We start from the raw sequence: 22,433 nt of genomic DNA on the forward strand, positions 1-22,433 counted from the left end.
CATAGCTAAAGTCCTCTCCAAGAGGACTGAAGAACTCATTAGTCCTATCGCTGACCGGCACTCCGCCAGGGAATGAATTCCCTGTCTCATAGCTAAAGTCCTCTCCAAGAGGACTGAAGAACTCATTAGTCCTATGCAAGAGGACTTTGGCTTTGAGGTTCTTGTTTCAACGGCTGACGGACTATCGGTTTTACCTTAAGTTGACACGACCAAAGGCACGGCGCCGTGTCCTAGAATTGACGGTGCAGGTGAAACGATCGCCCTTCCTCACGCAAACCGGCGTCGCAGCAGCGGTTGAATGCTCAGCAGTGCCACCAAATCAAAGGCTAGCAATACTAACAGCGCTCCTCCAAAGGTGACTGTACCCCAAGGAGCCTGCATCACGACACTGGCTAGGGACCAATCGCTGTGCAGGTACAGGTAGCGGATGGGTTCGATCGCGTAACTCAGAGGATTGAGAGTCACCACAACTTGCAGCCACTCTGGCATAAATGACAGCGGCGCGAGGGCTGTGCTGGCAAATAACAGCGGCAAGTTAGTTACAAAAATTACCGCTATTAATTCTACGTGACCGGGAAGGGCGAAGGCTAAACCCAGACTCAAGCCGGTGACGCCCAAAACTAACAGCAGGACAATTAGGGCGATCGCCCCCAGTCCGGCAATTCCGGGGAATCCCGCGCCCAAAAACGCTCCCGCTGTAACGATTGTGCCGGTTTGGATAAAGCTGAGGGTGACGATAAAAATAGCCGAAGCCAGGACGATCGAAAATCTGGAAGCCAAGGGCGCGACTAACAAGCGGTTGAGAAATCCGAACTCGCGATCGAACATAATCGGCAAACCGGCATTCAGCGCCCCGGCAAAGGCTGTAAAAACGATTACACCAGCGCCGAGAAATTGTCCGTAATTCTGGCTTTCGCCGAACAAGCCGGCGGGTGCATTTTCAAACAGAGCTCCGAACAAAACCAACCACATCAGGGGCTGAATAATGCCTGCAACTAGCGTGGAGGGGCGGCGCTGCAATTGAATAAACAGGCGCTTGGTTAAGGCGAGTGTTTCTTGGATGAAGTCGCCCAGCAGGGAACTGGAAGTGTCAGCGGATGCTGTGGAGAGTGGCCGCTGCTGGTTGAGGTTGTTGGGGGATGTAACAGTACCGCTCATAATTGCTTGCGCTGATTTTGATTAAATCTAACTCTCTTTACAGTAGCAAGTCTGGAGCTATTGGTGGTGTTGGGCGGGCGATCGTCACAAGCCAGCAGATTAGGTTGTATAGTCATGATGATAAATTCTACATAGCTGGGAATCTTCGATCGAGACATGGCAGAAACACCGATCGCTCTATATCGGCAAGGCAACGCTAATTCACCTAGAATGGATAATGTCCGACCGAACAAAGATGTTGCTACTTATGAAGAAAATGGTCGCATCTGGGTAGATCCTACTTTAGGAGGTGGGATTTCGACATTTGCTACTCAAAGAAGCGAAAAAAACTGGTGGAAGTTAGATGCAGAGAGTGAAATTCCTGCCGCGCTTGATTTAGTTAATGACCACAACGATCATTGGTTGTGGAAACCGAGTCATATTATGCCGATAGAAGAATACAAGGAGGCGCTTCGACTGATAAGTGCATCTTTCTACAAAGTGAGTTAAAGATTTCCAGATTTGGCAGCTTTGAAACTGAGTCGGTTAGCCTAGTGGTAAGTAAGTGTAAAGATTAAAAAAGGAGTTCTGATGATTCTATCTTTTAAGGATGTACAATTTATTATCGAAGCTCTTGAGTTTCGGATCGAGGCATACCGAGAACGTTTGAAGGACGAAGAATTGGATGAGGATGAAGCATCAGATATCGGCAACGATAGCTATTTCTTAGAAGCGCTACGCGAAGATTTGATGAAAGCTATTAAGGATGGTAGTCTGCCTAAAATAGCAGAATCTTCAGACGGTTTGTATCAAGAGGTAAGAAGTTAATGAGGGCGCTTCCCTCAAAGTTGCTAAAATCAGGGAACGCTGCCGATTAATAAATGATTAATGAGAATGGTTTCTCAACAACCGAGAATAAAGCTATGTCATCAAGGGCGATCGCCACTTTGGTCGAGATGATGGAATCTGTGCCAGAAACTCTTCAAGACAAAGTGGTTGAACATTTGCGAGAATATCTTGAAGACTTAAGGGATGAAGAGCAGTGGAATTTATCTTGTGAGAACACACAACAATCGCTGATTATAGCTGCACAGCGCGCCAAACAGGAAATTTCCGAAGGAAAAGCACAGCCATTAGATATTGATATAGCTTTAGAAATACCAACACTAGCCGACTATCCCAGTCGCCGAGAATTTATGCAATTGCCGCTAGAAGAGAGACGAAATATTCTAGCAAAACAAGCTGAGGTAATGTTGCAACATTACCACGAAGATAGAGAATGGCAAGAATTAGAAGCAGGAGATTTAATTGACTACTAACTCTCCTCCTCCTAAACGGGGAGATATTTGGTTGGCTAATTTTGACCTAACAGTGGGAGCAGAAATCAAAAAAATTCGTCCGTCTGTAGTGGTAAGTTGTGATTGTGTTGGCAAGTTACCACTGAAATTGGCTGCACCTATCACAGATTGGAAAAAATATTATGCTGGCAATATCTGGCACGTTAAGATTGAGCCAGATATTGCTAAATTCTGTTTAAATGTCAACAAACACCGAAAGCAGCAGGAACGATTAAGCTCTATCAGTCTGCTTCTAACCTGATACCAGGAGAGCATAAAGGATGAGATTTTTCGTCAAAAAACTGTATGTCGTCTGGCTTCATTACGCCTTCCCAATACTTGATTTGCTGAGCTACATCTCCATCATCTGTGATGGAAATAGCTACTGTCTTAGGGCTTGATTCAACAATTGCATCTAAAAGGTGCTTGTTAAAATCATGATTTTTATCCAGCAGACTTTTATCAAGGTTTAACGGGTTGCCAAGTACAACAAGTTTATCAGTGTTTTGTTTGAGCCTGTTATAAGCAAAAAACAGATAATCAGAGTTGCGAATGAATTTGAGTTTGTCTCTCCATGTACCTTCGGCCATGAACAAGGGTCGGAAATTTGGATCGGTCCAGAGTTGTTTACATTGTTCTAAGATGTTTTCTCCTTTATTGGTAATTTTTAGGATTTTTTCTCCTTCAGAATATAGGTGTAAGCCCCCATGAATATAAAAAACCCTTAACCTTTTATCCTCAATGGCGGATTTTTCCTGGAATTCATTACGAGAAAAGTAGTCTCGAAACCCTTCAAAATATCCATCTGACGTAAGGCTCCAGTAAATCAGCAAATCATAACTTGTATAAAACAGATTTTGATACTTCAATATTTCTTTTTTGACAGTGGTGAATACCTCTGGTGGGATATCTCGCCAAGGAATATGGACTCGCTCTACGGCTTGAATTAGAGATCGTTGGATATTCTGATAACGTTCGTCTATTTTCAGGAGAATCTCTGAATGCGCCTGCGCCCCTAAAATCTCATTGACTTCTTTGGTTGTCGAAAGAGTTGCTAGTACCTTCTCAAAGTTTTTAGTTTCTAGCTTATCAAAAATTTGTCTATCTTCTTCTGACAAGAAAGAGCCACCATTATTTTGTAATGATGCCTCTTGATACAGGGATGAATCTTTGAAACGATTCCACACTGCACAACTAAAACCTTTGCCCAGCAAAAGACTGGTTTCCTTGTTTTCAAAATCTTCTCGAATCTCTTCCCATGAAACTAATTGCTTACTCATTTTTGTACCTATGGTTAACAAAATTATCCCAAATTTGAACACTTGCATTTATTTCTATCTATCGTAACTCATGTTTTGGGAATTGACTATCATAAAAACTCATAAAATATCACCAAATAACTTAATAAGTCATATCATAAAATCTCAGGTGTTTTTTAACTCACATCATAAAATGTCCTAAAGTTTGGTAAAATGAGGGAATTCCTACAATCTACCTGACGATGGACGTTAAAGAAATCTGGAGATTTGCCGACGACCTGGTTTTAGCCAAAACTGGCAAACACTTAGACAATCTGCAACAGGCAGTATTGCTTGCTAGTTGGCAAGGTAAAAGATATTCCCAAGTTGCTAAAGAATTTCATTGTACCGAACGTCATGTGGGAAATATCGCCTCAAAATTATGGAAAATTATGTCAGAAATTTTAGAGGAAAATGTAAATAAATCTACTTTTAAGTCGGCAATGGAAAGATATCAAGTTTCTAACAATTCTAATTTCCTAAATTATAATTTTTTAGAACAGGGTAACATCAACTTCTGCACAGAAACGCTACACCCTCCAAAAGCTCCACAACACTCACCCCCAACACAAACCTCAAATGAAGACAACACCCAACAGAAACCGCGACTCGATTTAAGAGATGCACCGGAGCTCAAAACCTTCTACAACTACCCCAACTCACCCCTCACCGCCCTCGCAAACTCGATCGCCCGTCAAAACTGTCGCCTCCTCACCATCACAGGCATGGCAGGCACCGGCAAAAGTGCGATCGCCCGTCACCTCATCCCCCAAATTCAAACTCAATTCGATCGCATCATCTGGCGCAGTCTCCGCACCTCCCCACCCCTCGAAACAACCCTCAAAAATATTATTCAATTTCTCTCAAATCAACACCCCCCCAACCCCCCCTTACCAAGGGGGGGCGAAGAGGGAGTTTTCCCCGCAAACACCGACGATCGGTTGTCAATGCTGATAGAAACATTGCGCGAAAATCGCTGTCTCATCATCCTCGATGACGTCCAGCAAATTCTCAGCAGCGGGCAACTTGCAGGACATTATAAACCCGGATATGAAAATTACGGAACCCTATTTAAACTCATCGGCGAACTTCCCCACAATAGCTGCTTAATTCTCAATAGTTGGGAACCTCCCTCAGACATCATCACATTCACCGACGATAATTCAGCAGTATGTTTATTACAGTTAACCGGTTTAGGTGAAGCAGCAACAGAAATTCTTAGAGAAAAGGGTTTGTTGGATGAAGAAACCTGGTCAGAATTGATTAACCTTTATCAAGGTAATCCCCTGTGGTTAAAATTAGTGGCTCAAACCATTAACAACTTATTTGGCGGTAGAGTATCTCAATATTTAAGCTATCAACCAGTATTTTTAAGCGATGAATTGACACCGATATTGCAGCAGCATTATCAGCGGTTGTCGGAAATAGAAAAACAGGCGATTTCGCAACTGACTAATGAAATCAAGCCTGTTTCGTTTACCCAATGGATGTCAAAATGTCAAGGGTCACAAGGCCAATTATGTAAAGCAATTCAATCTTTAGCCAGACGGGGAATGATCGAAAAATTGAGCTGTGAAACAGAAACCGTTTTCATGATTCCACCTGTGTTAAAACAGTATGTTAAACTGGTTGCAGAATAGTCTTAAATATCTATAGGACTTACGCATTAAGGTTGAGAAACCGGGTTTTTTACGAAAAGACGCGTTACAGCCACAGATTCAGCAAAAAACCCGGTTTCTTGGGTCGGAGTGCGTAAGTCCTGTATCTAGCTAAATGAGAGCAAACCACGATCGCAACTCCTACCCAACCTAAACAAATGCTCACTTTCGATCGATTCATCAAGCAACTTCCAGATGAAGACGGACGCTATGAACTGGTTAAGGGAGAAATTGTCAAAATCTTACCAACAATCAGACTCCACGAAAATGTAGCAGATTTTATTGAAAATACGTTTCACGACGAGGTGAAACGCATCAACCTGAATTACAGGGTATCTGGCCGAATTGTAGTCAGGACATTAACCCCGAATGGTCAACAACAAGGCCGCCATCCTGATATTACCGTAGTAGAAAAAACCCTCTGGGAATCCCAACCTTTCGCCCCCTCAGCACTAACTGAACCACCGCAATTAGTGGTAGAAGTTGTCTCAACAAATTGGGAAGATGATTATATCGACAAGCTGGATGAATATCAGCGGCTGGGAATTTCTGAATATTGGATTGTCGATTATTTAGCTTTGGGTAGCAGAAACTATTTGGGCAACCCGAAAGAGCCGACTGTTTTTGTTTACCTGCTTGATGAAAATGGCGTTTATCAAATGACTGCTTACCGAGGAACTGAGCGAATTATATCTCGAACTTTCCCAGAATTAGCACTGACAGCAGAGCAAGTCTTGGATGTATGATATCAAATCTGCCGAAAAGATCAGGATAAAGCATTGCTCATTGGTTTTCGCTTCAACCGAAAGGCCGCCAGGGAATTAATTCCCTGGCTAATAGCTAAAGTCCTCTAAAGAGGACTAATGAGTAATGATTTCTTCAGTCCTCTTGAGAGGACTTAAGCTTTGAGGCAGGGGTTTCAACCCCTGACGGGCTCAGGGAAAGAGCGTCTCGAACAGGCAAGATGCCTGTTCCACAATAATTATTGGAGTGGTTTATTAAACTAAACTACGATCGCATCGCCTGTTTTTGCTCCGCCTTCAAATCGCGGTTGCTAGCTGCAGCCAACTCCGCATCCAAAAGCGTCTTACCAGTCGCAGCCAAATACACATCATCCAAACTCGGCCGAGATTGAGCAATCCCAAAAGTAGGCAATCCCGCATCTTTCAAAGCTTGCTGAATAGTCACCAGCGCATCGCTTTGCGGTGTTACTACTAAATTGAGAGAATTTCCTTGAGCCGCGTTGACAATTACTTCCTGCACAAAAGGCAAAGATTGCATCAGAGTCTTAGCTTTTTCGGCTTCTTCCATCGGCGAAAACTCCCGAATCCGCAGAGTCACCCGATCGCCCCCAACCCGATTTTTCAACTCCTCCGGCGTACCCTCAGCAATCACCGTACCCTTGTCAATAATCGCCACGCGATCGGCCAAAGCGTCAACTTCTTCGAGATAGTGACTCGTAATCAAAACCGTCGTACCTTCCTCCCGCAAGCGGCGCAGGAAATCCCAGACTACCACCCGGCTTTCAATATCGAGCCCCACAGTCGGTTCGTCTAACACCAAAACATCCGGCTGGTGAAGCAACCCAGCAGCTAAGTCGAGGCGTTTGCGGATACCGCCGGAATAGGTGCCCGTCTTTTTATTTTCCCACTCCTCCAAACCGAGGAGTTTCACCATTTTCTCAATCCGCCCTTTAATCGTATTGCGCGGCAAATGGTAAAGCGCTGCTTGCAGTTGCAGGAGTTCCCGCCCCGTCAGCACCTTATCGAGAGCCACTTCTTGGGCGACGTAGCCGAGTTTTTGCCTGGCAATTCTCGGCTGGTCCACAGCAGAAATGCCAGACACTTCAATGCGTCCGCTATCGGGCGCACTCAAAGTACAAAGTACCCGCAGGGTTGTGGTTTTGCCTGCACCGTTGGGGCCTAGCAAACCAAATATTTCCCCCGGTTCTACCTTGAAGGAAACATCTTTAACGGCTTCTACAGTGCCGTAGCGTTTCTGAAGATTTTCAATTAAAACGGCGGGAGCCATATATTTTGGGGATGAACTGGTTGTTAATATTTTGACACTTCTGAGCTCAAATTGCCGGAATGGTCGATCAACCAATGCGACTCCCTATGCTTGTAACGATCGCACCATCCTCCTCAACCGGAAACTGCTGATAGTTTTGATTTTTAATACCCGTCGAGCAAATATCCACTTTCTAACAGCTCCCAACCCCTATCGCTATCAGTTTTTCCTATCTCAAATCTCAAATCTCACCTGCAAAAAGTTATGAGTTTTGAGTTAATTTTAACCTCTGGGTTAACAACTCAAAACTCACAATTTTTCAACAAGTAGAGATGCACCCGAAACCTGTTATTTTATAAAAATCTCTACCTATAGGCTGATGTGTAGCGCGATTTTGACTATTCACACTGCTCTCCCACACGTCAAACTTTCGATCCAAGTATTAAACACACAAAACTTCCTGAGGGGGCCCTTTCTACTTTTAACCAGTTCGCCAAAAAATGTAACTGTAGCCCCGTACATTAAACCCCGATAGTTATCAGTTATTACCCATTCTTTAATCGAAAATCGAAAATTGAAAATGGTACTAACTCCCCCTAAAGGAGGTTGACGGCCGCCTCTTTAATCGATAATTTTTACCCAACCGCGGCGCACGTTGTACAGAAGTCGGTTGATGATGGCATACTCATCTTCATTCAGCGTTCTTTCTAAGAGTGCAGATCTGAGCTGGCTCCGGTCGTTGCGAGTCACGACGCTCGAGAACATGATCTGACCAAATAACTCTTCGAGTGTCATTTGGGAGAGTGACATGATAAACCTCCTAGTTGATTGAGACATATAAAACTTTTACACCCTGACTTTAATAATCCTATTATGAGCTCTGGGAGCGACTCCAAAGGCGATCGAAAACATTCACACAGTGTGATTTTTGCGCTAAAAATCTGTGACCGAGACTTAGATGGTAGGTGACCCGGATCTTTTAAATTTGTGATGTTTGTCACGGAACTCAGAAGGAAGAAGTCAAGGGTGAAGAAGTCAAGTTTGAAGAAGTCATCGGTCCGAAGGAAAAAAGTCATCAAGGGCGATCGCCAAATGATAGCTTCGCTTATCGCCCTCAAAAAATCTCAATCCCGTCCTCATGGCTTCTCAACCTCATTTCCCCCATACCCAATTTTCCACCTAATTGATGCATCGGTCAATAGTCGCCACAACCGACTGGGCCAACTCTTTGAGCGCGTAACCCCCCTCCAAACCAAAGGCTATGCGGCGGGTAATTTGCAGGCAGTATCCGGTGAAAGTACCGTAATCTGACGGAGCCAGAGTCATGCTCGCCAGCGGATCCGACGCAGTAGCGTCGTAACCCGCGCTGACAATCAACAAATCCGGTTCAAATTTTGACAAAAAAGGCACGACAAGAGATTCAAAGGCGCTCAGGTATTCAGCTATGCCGCCGCCCGGATACAGGGGAATGTTGAGCACGTTGCCGTAGGCCCCGTGCTCCTCGGCATCTCCCGTTCCCGGATAGCACGGAGATTGGTGCAGGGAACAGTAGGCAATTTGCCGGCTGTTTTCCACCACAGATTGAGTGCCGTTGCCGTGGTGCACGTCCCAGTCGAGGACGGCGACGCGGTTAATTCCCGGCTGTTCCAGGGCGTAGTTAGCTGCGATCGCAGCATTGGAAAACAAGCAAAAACCCATCGCGCGGCCTTTTTCGGCGTGGTGTCCCGGCGGTCTGGCCAGCACAAAAGCCGGTTCCCCCCCAGCCAGCACTCGATCGACCCCATCGAGCCAAGCACTCGCCGCTAGCAGCGCTACCTCGTAACTTTCAGTAGAAATCGGCGTATCACCGTCGAGGTAGCCGCCTCCCCGATTAGCCAAATGTTCGACTTCTTTGATGTATCTTTGCGCGTGAACTTTTTTGAGAGCCGAGAACAGTGCTTGTTCGCGCTGCGCCACTGGGGTGGGCAGTTGCCACTCAATTTGAGCCGCCCAGGGAGCAGCTTTCAGAGCATTGACGATCGCCGTTAAACGTTCTGGTCGCTCTGGGTGAAGCATTCCAGTCTTGTGCAACAAGAAATCGTCGGAGTAGATGACAGGTAGCATCGGCTGATTTTAGATTTTAGATTTTAGATTTTAGATTTTTAGTTTGCTTTAAGAAGGCCTAAGGCTTTGTGAAATTAAAATTTCGCTCCGGCAACCCTTTTATTTTTTTAGATGGCCTTCAAAAAAACTCACCTAAGCATGAAAGCCGACCGCCTAAAAAAACCTTTCTAGCTTTTGCCAACCCCTAACCAAATCACGAACTGACAAATTATCAATTGTCCTTGTTTCGCCCCTTAATTTTTCAGGCAACTTTCCCATAAAGTCAAAGGCAAATTGTGATATAATTTCAGGAGTAATTTGCAATATTTGGCAGCTCTACTGAATCCAAACCGATTTTATCGCATTTTTGAGATTTATAGCGGTCAAATTTAAAATTTTAACGGAGTTTTTCAACCTATGAGCACCTCTGAGTCGCGGATAATCCCGACGGATCTGGGTAATGAGATGTCCCGATCGTACTTGGAATACGCCATGAGCGTAATTGTCGGTCGGGCGCTACCAGATGCCAGGGACGGTCTCAAGCCCGTTCACCGACGCATTCTCTACGCCATGAACGAATTGGGCTTGGCTCCCGATAGACCTTTCCGCAAATGCGCCCGCGTCGTGGGGGAGGTGCTGGGCAAGTATCACCCGCACGGAGATACAGCGGTTTACGACGCCTTGGTGCGGATGGCTCAGGATTTCTCCATGCGGGAACGCCTGATCAACGGCCACGGCAACTTCGGCTCCGTTGACAACGACCCGCCCGCTGCGATGCGTTACACCGAGTGTCGCCTGACAGCTCTCACTAGCGACTCCATGCTGCGCGACATCGACTCGGAAACAGTTGATTTCGGCGACAACTTCGACGGTTCCCAGCAAGAACCCCTCGTACTCCCGGCACGCATTCCCCAAATTTTGCTCAACGGTTCCTCAGGGATTGCTGTAGGGATGGCAACCAACATTCCGCCACACAATTTAGGGGAAATAATTGACGGTTTAGTAGCACTAATCCACAATCCAGCAATTACCGACCTGGAATTGATGCAGTACATCCCCGGCCCGGACTTTCCCACCGGAGGGCAAATTTTGGGCAGAAGCGGCATTCGGGATGCTTACACCACCGGGCGCGGTTCGATTACAATGCGCGGAGTCGCCGGCATTGAAACCATCGAACATCCCGGCCGCCCCGACAAAGAAGCAATTATTATCACCGAATTGCCTTACCAAACAAACAAGGCAGCGCTAATTGAGAAAATTGCCGAACTTGTCAACGACAAAAGATTAGATGGAATTTCCGACATTCGCGACGAAAGCGATAGAGACGGAATGCGCATCGTGATCGAACTCAAGCGCGACGCTTATCCCCGCGTCGTCCTCAACAACCTCTACAAACAAACACCCCTCCAAGCCAACTTTGGAGCCAATATGTTAGCGCTAGTAAACGGGGAACCCCAACTACTTACGCTCTCCCAATTCCTCAATGTCTTCCTAGAGTTCCGCATTGAGACAATTACTCGCCGGACTCAATATGAACTCCGCAAAGCAGAAGAACGCGACCACCTTCTGCAAGGCTTATTAATTGCCCTAGACAACTTAGATGCAATTATTCACCTAATTCGCGCCGCTGCCGACTCCGCAGCAGCGAAACAAGAATTGATGGATAATTACGGTCTGTCGGATCAGCAATCCGATGCAATTCTGCAAATGCAGCTCAGGCGTTTGACAGCATTAGAAGCGCAAAAAATTCAGCAAGAACACGAAGAATTGCGAGCTAAAATAGCCGATTTGGAAGATATCTTAGCGCGCCGGGAACGCATCTTAGAAATCGCCGAATTTGAAGCAGTCGAAATCCAAACCAAAATCGCCACTCCTAGACGCAGCGTCATCGAACACGCCGAAGGAGAAATCGATGAAAGAGATTTAATTGCCAACGAACAAGCAATTATTCTGATCACCGAGCAAGGCTACATCAAGCGGATGCCTGTCAGCACTTTCGAGGCCCAAAGTCGCGCTACTCGCGGCAAAGCAGGCGCGAAAATGAAAGAAGACGACGGAGTAGAACATTTCCTTTCCTGCTGCGATCACGACAGCGTTTTGTTCTTCAGCGACAGGGGCGTAGTTTACTCTGTCAAAGCTTATCAAATTCCCATCTGTTCCCGGACTGCCCGCGGAACTCCCGTGGTGCAACTGCTGCCGATTCCTATAGAAGAAAAAATCACTTCTATGGTGTCAGTCACAGAATTCACCAGCGAAGAATACTTGGTAATGTTGACTCGCGGCGGCTACATCAAAAAAACCGCACTTTCAGCTTTTGGCAACATCCGCACTAATGGATTAATCGCCATTTCTCTAGAAGAAGGCGACCAACTGCGCTGGGTGCGGAGAGCAAAAGTTGGCGACAGCATCATCATCGGTACGCGCCAAGGCATGGCAATTCATTTCCGCACCAATCACGAACAGTTGCGCCCAGTCGGCCGCGCGACCCGGGGTGTAAAATCAATGAAATTGCGATCGGGCGATGAGTTGATCAGCATGGACATATTGCCGAGTTCAATTGTTGCGGAAATTGCTGAATTGCAAACAGAAGACTCGGAATTTGAAGGGGCAGAAATTGCTCTGTTAGAAACAGAAGACTCGGAATTTGAAGGAACCGAAATTGCTGAATTGGAAACAGAAGATGCGGAATTGGGAGACGAAGAATTAGAACGGCAAACCGAGGAAATAGAAGGCGAAGATGCCGAAGAAATTGCGACAGTTAGCAGCGACGTTCCTTCGGTGTTGGTAATCACCACCAACGGCTACGGCAAGCGGGTTCCAGTTTCTCAATTCCGCCTACAAAGACGCGCAGGCAAGGGATTGACGGCTACTAAATTCAAGTCGAAAAAGGGTAAGGATCAGGTAGCTGCGCTGCGAATTGTCAACGAAGATGACGAGTTGATGATCGTTACCAACCGAGGTATTATTATCCGTCAGGCTGTGAGTGCAATTTCTACTCAATCGCGCACAGCAACGGGTGTGCGGGTGCAGCGGTTGGACGAGGATGATTCAATCGTAGCTGTGGCTTTAGTGCCGCCTGCTGGTGAAGAATCGGCCGAAGAATCGGAATCTGAGGAAGTGGCAGAATAGTCATAGGTTAATCGTTTGTAGGGTGCGCTAGGCGCACCTTACTGCTTAAATCTAACTGGTTTCCAGGAAGAGCCTGGGAACCGATGTCTAGAGGCTCTGCCTCGATTGCGCTGGCGATCGGGAAAATTAGAGGCAGAGCCTCCCGATCTGTGTACCCAGGAAGAGCCTGGGTACGAGTAATTTCCCCAGATTTAGCGATTGAAATTGCCGACAGTTCTCTCGTTGACGATTTGGGAACCAAAAGAATGATTTATGAAGAATTAGGAGTGTCTGAATATTGGGTAGTAGACGTACAAAAAGCGCAAGTTATTGCTTTCAAAATAATTGCTAACCGGGGAAGCGAACGGCTGACGGAATCTCAAGTTTTGTCGGGGCTAAAAGTTGCTTTATTAGAGGAAGGTTTGCGCCGCAGCCGCCAGACGGACAATACAGAAGCAAGCAACTGGTTTTTAGAGGAAGTTCGCGGGAATCCTCAATAGTGCTCGCGACTGCATTCTTTTTTTAACTCGAGGCTAGAAACTCGGTTGCGCTTGTGACCAGGAAAATTGGAGCCAGGGCCTCCTGATATGCGTCCCCAGGCAGAGCCTGGGTACGAGCAAGAAACCCGGTTTCTGAGGTCTGCGCGTGTCCGGGACACGGCAATGCCATGTCCGGCGCTTGAATCGTTGACAATCGATCCGATAATTGCTATGGCATAATAGAATCAAAAAGTTAATAGCAAAAGTCTATAAAAATGCCTTATTTAACAGCAGCAAACGAGATCAAAGCACTCATAGCTAAATTTGCCCAAGCTAAAATCCTGTGGGTTGACACAGAAATCGCTGACTATAAATCCAACCCCAAATTATCTCTGATTCAAGTGTTAGCTGACTCCACAGATTCGACGGGAGATGCCACTTTTTTACTCGATGTCTTGGATAAACCAGAATTGGCAAAAGATTTCATCAACCAAATCATGGTCAATCCAAATATTGAAAAAGTATTGCACAACGCCAGCTATGACATCCGATTTCTCGGCAATGACGACGCTCAAAATGTCACTTGCACGTTAAAAATGGCGAGGAAGATTCCAGCTTACATTCTGCCCTTACCTAATCGACAACTCAAAACTTTAATAGAAACACTTTGCGGCATTGCTTATGTAGATAAAACAGAACAAAGCGGCGATTGGGCAAAGCGTCCCCTGACCCAGAAGCAGCTAGAATATGCCAAGATGGACGCGGTTTATTTAGCTGGGGTGCATCGCCGCCTGCTAGAAATCCTTGCCAAATGTTACCCCGACCCCGCAACGGAAAACTTGACAGCATTGGGCGAAAAATATCAGGAAATAGAATTTCAGTGGAAGCCGCTAGATTCAGAAATCGCTGAAGTGAAAGAACGGATTAAAGTAGGGATGCTAGCCCAAAAGCTCAAAGACAGTTCTTATTTTGAGCTTTCCAGTTCGATAACGATGAAAGTAGATTTTCTCACGCTGGCAAGACTGACACAAACTGAGGGAATTGAGTTAAATTTTCCGGTAACGCTGACGAAAGAAATTCAAAAACAGTTAGGCAAACTCATCGCCGATCCATCTTTGGAAGTTGAGGAGATTGCTAGTTGGCGCTTGAATTCCAACCTACAGCAGCGGCGAAAATCTACTAAGAAAATTGCGCCGCAACCGGAGAGTGAGGATTTAACAGCATTGGGGGAAAGGTACAAAGAAATTTTGCCTGAATGGAAGTTGCTGGATTCAGAAGTTGAGCATCTGAAAGAGCGCATTAAAAAAGCAATGTTGGTGCAAAATAAGGAAAATACTCCCAATTTTAAGTTATCCAGTTCCTCGATTTTGAAGGTAGATTTTGCTAGATTGGCAAAACTTGCGCTATCTGTGGGAGTTGAGTTAGATTTTATGGTGACGCTGACTCAATACATCCAAAAGCGGTTAGGGGAAGCTATTAACAAAATTGATGTGCAAATTGAGTATATTACCAGTTGGCGGATGACGGCGAAGACTGTGGAAGATGAAGATGAAGAAATTCCGTTTTAACTACTAAAATATCACGTTTCCTCTCATTAAAAAAATACAGCCAACGCAACTCCCCCGCTTTGGGCGGAGTTCCGTTTAATGCTGCCTTGGCAGTTCCGGTTCCGATGCCCCTGCAGGCACCTCCGATCGACCAGACTTTGCTCTTGATTATTTTCCTTTTATTCGGCTCTTAATCAAGTCTTGTTCACCGCTGACCCTTCATGCCGCGAGGATCGGAATTCGGACTGATGTCGAACCCAAATTTGGTAGCAATGACCACTCGATCGCGGAAGGGAGCGAGGGCTTCACCCACCAACTCTTCGTTTAAGTACGGGCCGTAGACTTCGGCAGTGTCAAAGAATGTAATGCCGCGATCGACCGCAGCCCCCAGAAGAGCAGTCATCTCCTGTTTGTCTTTGGGCGGACCATAGGAAAAGCTCATTCCCATGCAGCCGAGCCCGATCGCCGACACTTCCAGATTGCTGTTTCCAAGTTTGCGCCTTTGCATTGTTTTTCTCCGTTGATATGGAACTGATATGGTTCGCCGTCGAGCCGATCCCGCCGCTGTCAGTCGCCTTCGCTGCGATCCCTGCTTGTACTGGGGTCGCCGATGTGCGAAGCAGTGCTGCGGTGACCCCAGCGAGGCCAGAGATAGAAGAGGTTGAGGAGGATGAAAAGCAGCACCGCCAGCCAGGGCAGAACCAGGGCGACCACGGTGGCGATCGCATAAACGATCGGTCCGACAAGGAATAGACGTCTGATCTTCCGTACTTTTTTCGCTGTGAGGCGGGTATCGATCGGCCGATACTCGTGAGCCGCGTACCGCCACATGACGTTGACGAAGATACCGATGACGGTCAAGATGCCACCGTAGAAGGCAGCGGCAACTGGTTCGTCCGTTCCGCGGTGAAACGCTTCGGCGAGCACGGCGGTTGGGAAGGGCACGAATGCAATGAGCATCAGGTGGAGGACGTTGAGCAGCAACAGCATTCCGTCCACGCGGACGATGTGTTTGAACATGGCGTGGTGGTTGATCCAGATTGCGCCGATCGCCAGGAAGCTCACTGCGTAGGCGAGGTAAGACGGCCAGAGATGGAGGAGTTCTGCCCCGAGCGCTGTGCTGGGTGGTGGCACTTTGATTTCGAGTACCAGCAGGGTGATGGCGATCGCGAAGACGCCGTCGCTGAATGCCTCCAAACGGTTGGTATCCACACTCACCTCAAGAGCGAGTAGCGGTTGCTGTTGCCAAATTCACGCTTCTGCATGGTTACTCCTTCTGGGGGCGGCCTCAGTTATTCAGATTTCAGAGATGCCATATCGATACAGAAGCGGTATTTCACATCGGACTTTAGCAGTCGCTCGTAGGCTTCATTGACCTTCTGGATGGGGATGACTTCAACATCGGCGGTGATGTTATGTTCGCCGCAGAAGTCGAGCATCTCCTGGGTTTCGGCGATGCCGCCGATGCTAGAGCCGGAGAGACTGCGGCGGGCCAGGATCAGGCTGAATGCCGCGACCTCCAGGGGCTTCTCAGGTAAACCGACAAGGGTGATGTTGCCGTCGAGGCGAAGCAGGTTGAGATAGGCGTTGATGTCGTGATTGGCGGAGACGGTATCGAGAATGAAATCGAAGCTGCCAGCGTGCTGCTGCATCTCGTCGCCATTGCGGGAGACGACCACTTCGTCAGCACCGAGGCGGAGCGCGTCTTCCTTTTTGTCGGGCGAGGTGGTGAAAACGACGACGTGGGCTCCGAATGCACGGGCGAACTTCACGCCCATGTGGCCTAGCCCGCCGATACCAACCACGCCGACCTTCTTGCCCTTGGTGACACCCCAGTGGCGCATAGGCGAGTAGGTGGTGATCCCGGCGCAGAGGAGCGGCGCAACCCCGGCGAGATCGAGGTTATCTGGAACGCGCAGAACGAAGCGTTCATCGACGACGACGCTATCAGAGTAGCCACCATAGGTGACTGGAGCAGTCTTGTGCTTGTCTGGGGAGTTGTAGGTGAGGGTCATGTTTGGGCAGAACTGCTCAAGACCAGTTTTGCAGTACGGGCAAGTACCGTCCGAGTCAACCATGCAGCCGACTCCAGCCAGGTCGCCGGGCTTGTACTTGGTAACTGCCGAGCCGACCTTGGTGACACGGCCAACAATCTCATGACCGGCGACAATGGGATAGGTAGTAGACATGAAGTCGCTCCACTCGTTACGCACGGCATGGAGGTCGGAGTGGCAGATGCCGCAGAAGAGGATTTCAATCTGAACGTCGTGTTCGGTTGGATCGCGCCGTGCGATCGTGTCGGAAGCGAGCGGTGCGGTCGCACTGACTGCGGAGTAAGCTTTGGCGTTGTACATAATATTGATGCTCCAATCTGGAAGATAAGCTGGTTTACTTCTACTCGGTCTTGAATCTGTCCTGGTATTGTTCGTCGCTGACTTTTTCCAGCCAGTCCACGGGTTTGCCGTCGAGTACCTCCTGAGTAGCGATATGAGTCATCCGTTAGCGGTGAAGGTGGCGATCGCGACAGTGCTTTGTTGTCGTGCGTTTAGGGTTCGATCGGGTTGGCGTCGAACATCACTGCACCGTTTGGCCGCCATCGATGACCATGGCGTGCCCAACGACGAAGGCAGCCGCGTCCGAGCACAGCCAGAGGACGGCCTCCGCGATCTCCTCGGGCTTGCCCATCCGTCCGATCGGCTCCTCGGCAACCACCTTGGCGCGCCCTTCGTCCGTGCCGCCTGTGAAGCGACCCATCATCGGGGTGTCGATGTAGCCGGGACAGACGGCGTTGACGCGGATGTTGTGCGCGGCGTAGTCGAGGGCCGCTGCCTTGGTCAGTCCGATGACGCCATGTTTCGCGGCGGTGTAGGCGGGGCTGCCCTTGATGCCGATGATTCCAGCGCCCGAGGACGTGTTGACGATCGCGCCGCGTCCTTGCTTGAGGATCAGCGGGAGCTCGTGTTTCATGCACAGGAAAACGCCGCGGAGGTTGATGTCGATAATCCGGTTCCACTCCTCCTCCTCGTACTCCGCGGTCGGAGCTGCCTGCCTCGGCTCGATGCCCGCGTTGTTGAAGGCGAAGTCCAGCCGCCCGAAAGCCTCAACGGTCTTGTCCAGAGCCGCCTTCACGTCCTGGGCCCGCGTCACATCGCACCTGACGGCGATCGCCCGACCGCCGAGTTCTGCGATCGTGTGTGCTGTTTCTTGATTGCTCGGTTCTGAAATATCAGCAACCACCACGCTGGCACCTTCACGGGCAAACGCCAGCGCCGTAGCTCGACCGATGCCGCTCGCTCCTCCGGTCACAAACGCAACCTTTCCTATGTAGCTTCGATTCTCGTTCGTTGTCATTTTTTACTCTTTTGGGTGTTGCCGATGAGGGAAGTCTTTAAACGTGACACTGGCACCAAGTGTGCGTGCTCGATCGTGCGCCTCGAACAGGGGGTCAATGCCGACAGTGCCGGTAAAATACTCAGCCGGTCCTTTGGCGTTCGGCTGTGAGCCACTTCGTTTAATGTCCATTTCTTAATTCCTTCACTTGATGCCTTTTCGGTGGCTGTCCCAATCGTAGAAATTGAGCACTTATGGCTTATCTATCAATAGGGAGGGATTTTTTAAGAAGCAAGGTTAGCTTTAATGGCATTTTGGTTGTCGCTCAGCAGGTTTCTTGCCCAATCAAAACTGAGTTTTCTCTTGAATAAAAGTCCAGAATGCTTACAATTTGCCTAAATCATTTTTCCTGGCTTTAGCCTTATTCTAAGAATCCTCAAGGGCAAGCAATAGAACGATCGTCTAAGATTGTTGTACAATCCTGCAAACTTAGAAATGAACGCTGCCAAAACGAGTGAAAAGTCCGATAGGTCGTTCATTAACGACCAGCAGGCTCTTCGCGAAGCAGATAGAGCGCCAGCCCACAGAAACGAACTGAAGAATAGCCGATTGCACAGGCTATTCTTCAGGATGGGAGGATTGAGCCGCTCAAAGGATTGCACTTCAATCGCTCCTCCTCACCTTCGGAATGCGTTGATAGTGTCTCTATCCCTGCCTTTTGTATCATTGCTCAGGGCAGCAAAAAAGTTATTCTGGGCAACGTGAGCTATCAGTACGACCCGATGCATTATCTGCTTGCTACGATCGAACTGCCGATAGTCAGCCAAATTCTTGAAGGGTTCAAAGCGCAACCGTACCTTAGCCTTCGCCTCGAACTCGACCCCAGGCTTGTCGGTTCAGTCATGGTTGAGGCGGGCGAGCCCTCACCACAAAGGGGTGCGAATGTAAAAGCGATCGACGTGATATCAACTCCACTAGCTGAGGAATTGTAAAATCGAATCAACAGTCAATACTCAACTATCATTCAGTTTTTCGGCCCGCCCCTTAACAGTCAACAGCCAACAGTCAACAGTCAACAGTCAACAGTCAACAGTCAACAGTCAACAGTCAACAATAATTCCGGTGCAACCGGAATTGATATGAGTCCATTGGATGTGCCTCTGCTGGATGCTAACTATACCTGTTCATTGCTAGTTTCAACCGAACTCAGCGCCGCTTTGAGGGTATGCCAACCCAAAGTTGCACACTTAACCCGCATCGGATATCGGGAAACACCTTGCATGATATTGAGTTTCTCCAACGGAGGCTCAAACTGAGTATTTCCCGCTACCATATCGCGGAACTCTTCTACCATTAAAAGCACCTGTGAAATAGTTTTACCTTTGATAGCGATCGCCATTAAGTCAGCAGAAGCAAGGCACAAAGCACAACCTGCACCTTCAAATTTAATATCTGCAATTTTACTTTCTGCTTCATCTAGTAACAGCGTTAAATCAACCACATCACCGCAATAGGGATTTTCTCCTCGGTGTTGACGGTGTACTGGGTTAGTTTTTCCTTTGTTTTGCGGTTTTCTGGCGTGTGTCAAAATTACTTGTTGGTAAATTTGGCGATCGTTAGTTTTCATAATCTATTCACTCTTTAAAATTGTTTAATAGCAACTGCTTGTAATCGTCCGGGGTATCAATATCAATCGCCGCTTCTGGTATTAGCAGAATCAATCCTGTATCTATATATTTTTGTATTAACGCTTTTGCACCTTTATCTCCTTCAATCTGCATCAGTTCGGGAAATAAAGCCTTGCTAAACAGGGCAGGTACGCCTGTAGTTTCGTTATACTTTGAGGCAATAATTACTTTTTGCGTTTCTTGATAAGACTGAATCAATTGATGGAAAATCTGGGGAGAAACTAGCGGCTGATCTGCAAGTGAGATGATAACTGCATCAAGTTTAGAGTGAGTTTTCAGTAGCATACTAATACCAGCGCGAATAGAAGAAGACATTCCCTCTTGCCATTGGGAGTTCTCGACAACTTGCACAGCCTTTGGCAGTAGTTCCGGTTTAATTTGCTCTGCATAAGCTCCCAGGACTACTATGATAGGTTGGCTCATAGAAGCCAAGGCAACTTCAACCGCATGGAGTATCAGGCTGCGTCCTTGATAAGAAAGCAATTGTTTTGGTCTTCCCATGCGGGTTGCAGCTCCAGCAGCGAGAATAATTAGACCGATTTTAAATACCATACCCTATTTTTTGATTTTTGATTATTAAGGACCTACTTGTATTAGCCATTAGTTTTTTTAGTATTGACTATTGATTGAAGCATGAATGGGTACAGTGCGATTTCTTAAAAAACCACCTTCATGCTTTGCTATTACTGCTTGAATTTCGGCGATAATCGCCAGAGCAATCTCTTCGGAATTATCTGCCCCAATGTCGAGTCCCACCGGACTATATAAATTTTGTTGCTGTTGTGGAGTGGGGATAACTCCTTCTTGTTGTAGTTCTTGCAATAATCGGGCTGTTCTTTTCTTAGGGCCAAGTACACCTAAGTATTTTAAGCCAGAAGGCAATAACACTCTCAGCAATTCCAGGTCGTCTAAATAATTATGAGTCATAACTACAGCAACAGTACGCTCATCTATGTCGATTTTTTTTAATACATCCTGAGGAGAACAAAATTTAACTCGATCGGCTTCTTCAAAACGCTTTCGGCTTGCTTCCCGTTGGCGGTTATCAACTACAGTAATATGCCATCCTAACTGTTTGCCAAAGCGAACAACGGGAAGAACGTCATACCCAGCACCCAAAATTACCAGCGACAGAGGTGGCTGAATGACTTGAATAAAAACTTCAACTTTCCCGCCTGTTAACTGATATTGTTTCCCTACCGAGGTTTTGTGTTGAAGTGCTGCTTGTGTATCCCTTAAAACCGCTGCTGCTAATTCCTCATCGCTGATGTGGTTGATGATATCTGAATTTAGTAGCAAGCGATCGCCTATTTGAGATTTGCTTTCACCCTCTATATTAAATACAGTTGCAATAGCGCTCTCAAACCGAGCATCAAGGCATTTGCGGACAAAACTAATTTGGTTCGGCTCGTTTACTGGCAACGATTCAATCAAAACATAAGCAATGCCTTGACAGCCAAGCCCCAACCCCCAAATTAAATCTTCCTCGGAGGTAGAGTCATACTTAACCACACAAGGACTACCAGTGTTCATTACCTGCTGTGCTTTCTCAAATACATCACTTTCCAAACAGCCACCGCTAATTGCACCTACTATCAAGCCATCGGCACCCATCAACATTCGCGCACCAGGCCGGCGATAAGTTGAACCTTCCACTTTAACTAAAGTTGCCAACGCTAGCTTTTTCGTGGTGTCTTTTACTTGCTCTAAAGCAGCCTTAATATCGTGTAGTTCTTTCATTGCTCAGCCTAAAATTTTTTGTATCTCACTGTTTAAGTTTGATTATAAGGACTTCAGCATAGGGCACGATATAACGATACTTGCAAGTTATTGTACAATCCTGCAAAATTCTTCTTCTAAACTAATCATGGGACAAGCCTGTAAAGCTTTGGTGTGATGACTTTTAGCTTACTTGCTTGTCCATTTCTTATCCCGAACTCACGTTACATAAAAATCGCACGGCTCAGACGAACCCCGAAATCGGCATCCGGATTTGTCGTGGCGTCACCAAGCCGCTCTTGGATCACTGCAACTGCTAAGTCCCGGCGCTTTGGCGATCGTGGTGCGTCGGCAGATGCCAGCGCTGCCGCCATCTGTTCGCGCGTGAGATCCGTGCAATAGCAGGGCGTGCCTGGTTGCTGACGCCACGAATCGGCGATCGTGCCCGCGTCGAAAGCATCAAGCCCGGTGTCTTCGACGAGGGCCATCGCCACGGAGCGATCGTTCTCGCGGTCAGCAGCCACAGGGAGGGCTATACGGTCAGGGCTTCCAGCAGGCTTGCCCAAGGTGGCGAAGGAGCCAGACCCGATCGCGTTCCACGCCTTGGCGATCGGCCGGCCTAGCTGTTCGGCTACCCAAAGGCTCTCAACCTGCCCGGCCTCGATGGCATCGATCTTGTCGTCGCGGTGGGGATAGTAATTCGACGTGTCGATGACGACTGTCTCGGCTGGTAGGTTGGCGATCGGTGGCGCGATTGTGGGAATGCGGTTGAGAGGGATCGAGAGGATCACCACGTCAACGTCCTCCACCGCTTGGGCCGTCGAGACCGCGCGTGCACCAAACTCCAGCGCATCGGCCGCAATGGTTTCGGGGCCGCGGGAGTTGGCGACCTTTACGTCATGTCCGGCCTGAGCCAGTTTGCGGGCCAAGGTCTTTCCAATGTTACCAGCACCTAAAATGCCGATTTTTAAATTCTTTGTGTTACTCATGAAAAATGTTCCTTCTTATTCCGTTGCTTGATAGGGTCGTGCCAACCTGTT

General features: G+C 47.6%; 24 protein-coding genes. 10 read left to right on the forward strand and 14 right to left on the reverse strand.

Annotation, left to right across the window (positions count from 1 at the left end; genetic code table 11):
• Positions 1 to 267: 267 nt before the first annotated feature.
• Together QUB56_RS00530 and QUB56_RS00535 are read right to left on the reverse strand one after the other, a co-directional pair.
• Positions 268 to 1,158: an ABC transporter permease gene (locus QUB56_RS00530; RefSeq protein WP_332952239.1), complete on the reverse strand. Its 891-nt coding sequence runs from the start codon at positions 1,156 to 1,158 to the stop codon at positions 268 to 270.
• Positions 1,155 to 1,352, reverse strand: coding sequence for a hypothetical protein (locus tag QUB56_RS00535; RefSeq protein ID WP_332952241.1), 198 nt, complete (start codon positions 1,350 to 1,352; stop codon positions 1,155 to 1,157). Before QUB56_RS00535 ends, QUB56_RS00530 begins: the two co-directional genes overlap by 4 nt.
• Positions 1,353 to 1,368: 16 nt before the next feature.
• Between QUB56_RS00535 and QUB56_RS00540 the strand changes: the two genes are divergently transcribed.
• From QUB56_RS00540 to QUB56_RS00555, 4 genes are all read left to right on the forward strand, one after another.
• Positions 1,369 to 1,647, forward strand: a complete 279-nt coding sequence (locus tag QUB56_RS00540) for a Tse2 family ADP-ribosyltransferase toxin (RefSeq protein ID WP_332952243.1) — start codon at positions 1,369 to 1,371, stop codon at positions 1,645 to 1,647.
• A gap of 81 nt (positions 1,648 to 1,728) precedes the next feature.
• Positions 1,729 to 1,965 carry a hypothetical protein gene (locus QUB56_RS00545; RefSeq protein WP_332952245.1) on the forward strand — a complete coding sequence of 79 codons (237 nt, stop codon included), beginning with the start codon at positions 1,729 to 1,731 and terminating at the stop codon, positions 1,963 to 1,965.
• Positions 1,966 to 2,018: 53 nt separating this feature from the next.
• Positions 2,019 to 2,456, forward strand: a complete 438-nt coding sequence (locus QUB56_RS00550) for a hypothetical protein (RefSeq protein ID WP_332952246.1) — start codon at positions 2,019 to 2,021, stop codon at positions 2,454 to 2,456.
• On the forward strand, positions 2,446 to 2,736 hold the full coding sequence (locus tag QUB56_RS00555) for a type II toxin-antitoxin system PemK/MazF family toxin (protein ID WP_332952247.1): 291 nt from the start codon (positions 2,446 to 2,448) through the stop codon (positions 2,734 to 2,736). The genes QUB56_RS00550 and QUB56_RS00555 overlap by 11 nt, the downstream gene beginning before the upstream one ends.
• Here the strand turns inward: QUB56_RS00555 and QUB56_RS00560 are convergent.
• Positions 2,717 to 3,754 (reverse strand): DUF4917 family protein, encoded by a 1,038-nt coding sequence (locus QUB56_RS00560; protein ID WP_332952250.1) that lies wholly within the window; start codon positions 3,752 to 3,754, stop codon positions 2,717 to 2,719. The two genes, QUB56_RS00555 and QUB56_RS00560, sit on opposite strands and share 20 nt — an antisense overlap.
• 221 nt (positions 3,755 to 3,975) lie before the next feature.
• On the opposite strand from QUB56_RS00560, the gene QUB56_RS00565 reads away from it, so the two are divergent.
• Positions 3,976 to 5,412 carry an NB-ARC domain-containing protein gene (locus QUB56_RS00565; RefSeq protein WP_332952251.1) on the forward strand — a complete coding sequence of 479 codons (1,437 nt, stop codon included), beginning with the start codon at positions 3,976 to 3,978 and terminating at the stop codon, positions 5,410 to 5,412.
• Positions 5,413 to 5,588: 176 nt separating this feature from the next.
• The gene (locus QUB56_RS00570; RefSeq protein WP_332952254.1) at positions 5,589 to 6,176 is read left to right on the forward strand and encodes a Uma2 family endonuclease; all 588 of its coding nucleotides are present in this window, start codon (positions 5,589 to 5,591) and stop codon (positions 6,174 to 6,176) included.
• A 262-nt stretch (positions 6,177 to 6,438) separates the two neighbouring features.
• Here QUB56_RS00570 and QUB56_RS00575 read toward each other — a convergent pair whose 3' ends face one another.
• The 3 genes from QUB56_RS00575 to QUB56_RS00585 all read right to left on the reverse strand — a co-directional run bounded on the left by QUB56_RS00575 (position 6,439) and on the right by QUB56_RS00585 (position 9,543).
• Entirely contained in the window at positions 6,439 to 7,461 is a 1,023-nt protein-coding gene (locus tag QUB56_RS00575; RefSeq protein WP_332952256.1) for an ABC transporter ATP-binding protein, read from the reverse strand.
• A 600-nt stretch (positions 7,462 to 8,061) separates the two neighbouring features.
• Positions 8,062 to 8,250 (reverse strand): hypothetical protein, encoded by a 189-nt coding sequence (locus QUB56_RS00580; protein ID WP_332952258.1) that lies wholly within the window; start codon positions 8,248 to 8,250, stop codon positions 8,062 to 8,064.
• 369 nt (positions 8,251 to 8,619) lie between these two features.
• The gene (locus QUB56_RS00585; RefSeq protein ID WP_332952259.1) at positions 8,620 to 9,543 is read right to left on the reverse strand and encodes a histone deacetylase; all 924 of its coding nucleotides are present in this window, start codon (positions 9,541 to 9,543) and stop codon (positions 8,620 to 8,622) included.
• Positions 9,544 to 9,939: 396 nt separating this feature from the next.
• On the opposite strand from QUB56_RS00585, the gene gyrA reads away from it, so the two are divergent.
• The 3 genes from gyrA (at position 9,940) to QUB56_RS00600 (ending at position 14,677) form a co-directional block, all read left to right on the forward strand.
• Complete coding sequence (gyrA, locus tag QUB56_RS00590; protein WP_332952261.1) at positions 9,940 to 12,651, forward strand: DNA gyrase subunit A; 2,712 nt, start codon at positions 9,940 to 9,942, stop codon at positions 12,649 to 12,651.
• An 83-nt stretch (positions 12,652 to 12,734) separates the two neighbouring features.
• A complete protein-coding gene (locus QUB56_RS00595; protein WP_332952263.1) occupies positions 12,735 to 13,130 on the forward strand; it encodes a Uma2 family endonuclease in 396 nt (131 codons plus the stop codon).
• 254 nt (positions 13,131 to 13,384) lie between these two features.
• Positions 13,385 to 14,677: a ribonuclease D gene (locus QUB56_RS00600; RefSeq protein ID WP_332952266.1), complete on the forward strand. Its 1,293-nt coding sequence runs from the start codon at positions 13,385 to 13,387 to the stop codon at positions 14,675 to 14,677.
• Positions 14,678 to 14,861: 184 nt separating this feature from the next.
• Here the strand turns inward: QUB56_RS00600 and QUB56_RS00605 are convergent, their stop codons facing one another.
• The 4 genes from QUB56_RS00605 to QUB56_RS00620 all read right to left on the reverse strand — a co-directional run bounded on the left by QUB56_RS00605 (position 14,862) and on the right by QUB56_RS00620 (position 18,007).
• A complete protein-coding gene (locus tag QUB56_RS00605; RefSeq protein WP_332952268.1) occupies positions 14,862 to 15,164 on the reverse strand; it encodes an aldo/keto reductase in 303 nt (100 codons plus the stop codon).
• Positions 15,165 to 15,223: 59 nt separating this feature from the next.
• On the reverse strand, positions 15,224 to 15,868 hold the full coding sequence (locus tag QUB56_RS00610; protein WP_332952269.1) for a TMEM175 family protein: 645 nt from the start codon (positions 15,866 to 15,868) through the stop codon (positions 15,224 to 15,226).
• 80 nt (positions 15,869 to 15,948) lie between these two features.
• Positions 15,949 to 17,010 (reverse strand): NAD(P)-dependent alcohol dehydrogenase, encoded by a 1,062-nt coding sequence (locus tag QUB56_RS00615; RefSeq protein WP_332952270.1) that lies wholly within the window; start codon positions 17,008 to 17,010, stop codon positions 15,949 to 15,951.
• A 220-nt stretch (positions 17,011 to 17,230) separates the two neighbouring features.
• Positions 17,231 to 18,007: an SDR family oxidoreductase gene (locus QUB56_RS00620; protein WP_332952271.1), complete on the reverse strand. Its 777-nt coding sequence runs from the start codon at positions 18,005 to 18,007 to the stop codon at positions 17,231 to 17,233.
• 635 nt (positions 18,008 to 18,642) lie between these two features.
• On the opposite strand from QUB56_RS00620, the gene QUB56_RS00625 reads away from it, so the two are divergent.
• Entirely contained in the window at positions 18,643 to 18,978 is a 336-nt protein-coding gene (locus tag QUB56_RS00625; protein WP_332952274.1) for an AraC family transcriptional regulator, read from the forward strand.
• Between the two features lie 182 nt (positions 18,979 to 19,160).
• Here the strand turns inward: QUB56_RS00625 and sufU are convergent, their stop codons facing one another.
• The 4 genes from sufU to QUB56_RS00645 all read right to left on the reverse strand — a co-directional run bounded on the left by sufU (position 19,161) and on the right by QUB56_RS00645 (position 22,382).
• Positions 19,161 to 19,613 (reverse strand): Fe-S cluster assembly sulfur transfer protein SufU, encoded by a 453-nt coding sequence (gene sufU / locus QUB56_RS00630; protein ID WP_332952275.1) that lies wholly within the window; start codon positions 19,611 to 19,613, stop codon positions 19,161 to 19,163.
• 7 nt (positions 19,614 to 19,620) lie between these two features.
• Positions 19,621 to 20,226: a nucleotidyltransferase family protein gene (locus QUB56_RS00635; RefSeq protein WP_332952276.1), complete on the reverse strand. Its 606-nt coding sequence runs from the start codon at positions 20,224 to 20,226 to the stop codon at positions 19,621 to 19,623.
• Between the two features lie 57 nt (positions 20,227 to 20,283).
• Entirely contained in the window at positions 20,284 to 21,414 is a 1,131-nt protein-coding gene (locus tag QUB56_RS00640) for an XdhC family protein (protein ID WP_332952279.1), read from the reverse strand.
• 203 nt (positions 21,415 to 21,617) lie between these two features.
• Positions 21,618 to 22,382, reverse strand: a complete 765-nt coding sequence (locus QUB56_RS00645; protein ID WP_332952281.1) for an NAD(P)-binding domain-containing protein — start codon at positions 22,380 to 22,382, stop codon at positions 21,618 to 21,620.
• Positions 22,383 to 22,433 lie beyond the last annotated feature (51 nt).

It is taken from the genome of Microcoleus sp. AR_TQ3_B6 (genome assembly GCF_036702785.1).
In the GTDB taxonomy this organism is placed as follows: domain Bacteria; phylum Cyanobacteriota; class Cyanobacteriia; order Cyanobacteriales; family Microcoleaceae; genus Microcoleus.

Bases quoted from the DNA above. Each gene is read 5' to 3' on its own strand.
- QUB56_RS00530 (WP_332952239.1), bottom strand. From the start codon at position 1,158: ATGAGCGGTACTGTTACATCCCCCAACAACCTCAACCAGCAGCGGCCA.
- QUB56_RS00540 (WP_332952243.1), top strand. From the start codon at position 1,369: ATGGATAATGTCCGACCGAACAAAGATGTTGCTACTTATGAAGAAAAT.
- QUB56_RS00545 (WP_332952245.1), top strand. From the start codon at position 1,729: ATGATTCTATCTTTTAAGGATGTACAATTTATTATCGAAGCTCTTGAG.
- QUB56_RS00550 (WP_332952246.1), top strand. From the start codon at position 2,019: ATGATTAATGAGAATGGTTTCTCAACAACCGAGAATAAAGCTATGTCA.
- QUB56_RS00560 (WP_332952250.1), bottom strand. From the start codon at position 3,754: ATGAGTAAGCAATTAGTTTCATGGGAAGAGATTCGAGAAGATTTTGAA.
- QUB56_RS00565 (WP_332952251.1), top strand. From the start codon at position 3,976: ATGGACGTTAAAGAAATCTGGAGATTTGCCGACGACCTGGTTTTAGCC.
- QUB56_RS00570 (WP_332952254.1), top strand. From the start codon at position 5,589: ATGCTCACTTTCGATCGATTCATCAAGCAACTTCCAGATGAAGACGGA.
- QUB56_RS00575 (WP_332952256.1), bottom strand. From the start codon at position 7,461: ATGGCTCCCGCCGTTTTAATTGAAAATCTTCAGAAACGCTACGGCACT.
- QUB56_RS00580 (WP_332952258.1), bottom strand. From the start codon at position 8,250: ATGTCACTCTCCCAAATGACACTCGAAGAGTTATTTGGTCAGATCATG.
- QUB56_RS00585 (WP_332952259.1), bottom strand. From the start codon at position 9,543: ATGCTACCTGTCATCTACTCCGACGATTTCTTGTTGCACAAGACTGGA.
- gyrA (WP_332952261.1), top strand. From the start codon at position 9,940: ATGAGCACCTCTGAGTCGCGGATAATCCCGACGGATCTGGGTAATGAG.
- QUB56_RS00595 (WP_332952263.1), top strand. From the start codon at position 12,735: ATGTCTAGAGGCTCTGCCTCGATTGCGCTGGCGATCGGGAAAATTAGA.
- QUB56_RS00600 (WP_332952266.1), top strand. From the start codon at position 13,385: ATGCCTTATTTAACAGCAGCAAACGAGATCAAAGCACTCATAGCTAAA.
- QUB56_RS00605 (WP_332952268.1), bottom strand. From the start codon at position 15,164: ATGCAAAGGCGCAAACTTGGAAACAGCAATCTGGAAGTGTCGGCGATC.
- QUB56_RS00615 (WP_332952270.1), bottom strand. From the start codon at position 17,010: ATGTACAACGCCAAAGCTTACTCCGCAGTCAGTGCGACCGCACCGCTC.
- QUB56_RS00620 (WP_332952271.1), bottom strand. From the start codon at position 18,007: ATGACAACGAACGAGAATCGAAGCTACATAGGAAAGGTTGCGTTTGTG.
- sufU (WP_332952275.1), bottom strand. From the start codon at position 19,613: ATGAAAACTAACGATCGCCAAATTTACCAACAAGTAATTTTGACACAC.
- QUB56_RS00635 (WP_332952276.1), bottom strand. From the start codon at position 20,226: ATGGTATTTAAAATCGGTCTAATTATTCTCGCTGCTGGAGCTGCAACC.
- QUB56_RS00640 (WP_332952279.1), bottom strand. From the start codon at position 21,414: ATGAAAGAACTACACGATATTAAGGCTGCTTTAGAGCAAGTAAAAGAC.
- QUB56_RS00645 (WP_332952281.1), bottom strand. From the start codon at position 22,382: ATGAGTAACACAAAGAATTTAAAAATCGGCATTTTAGGTGCTGGTAAC.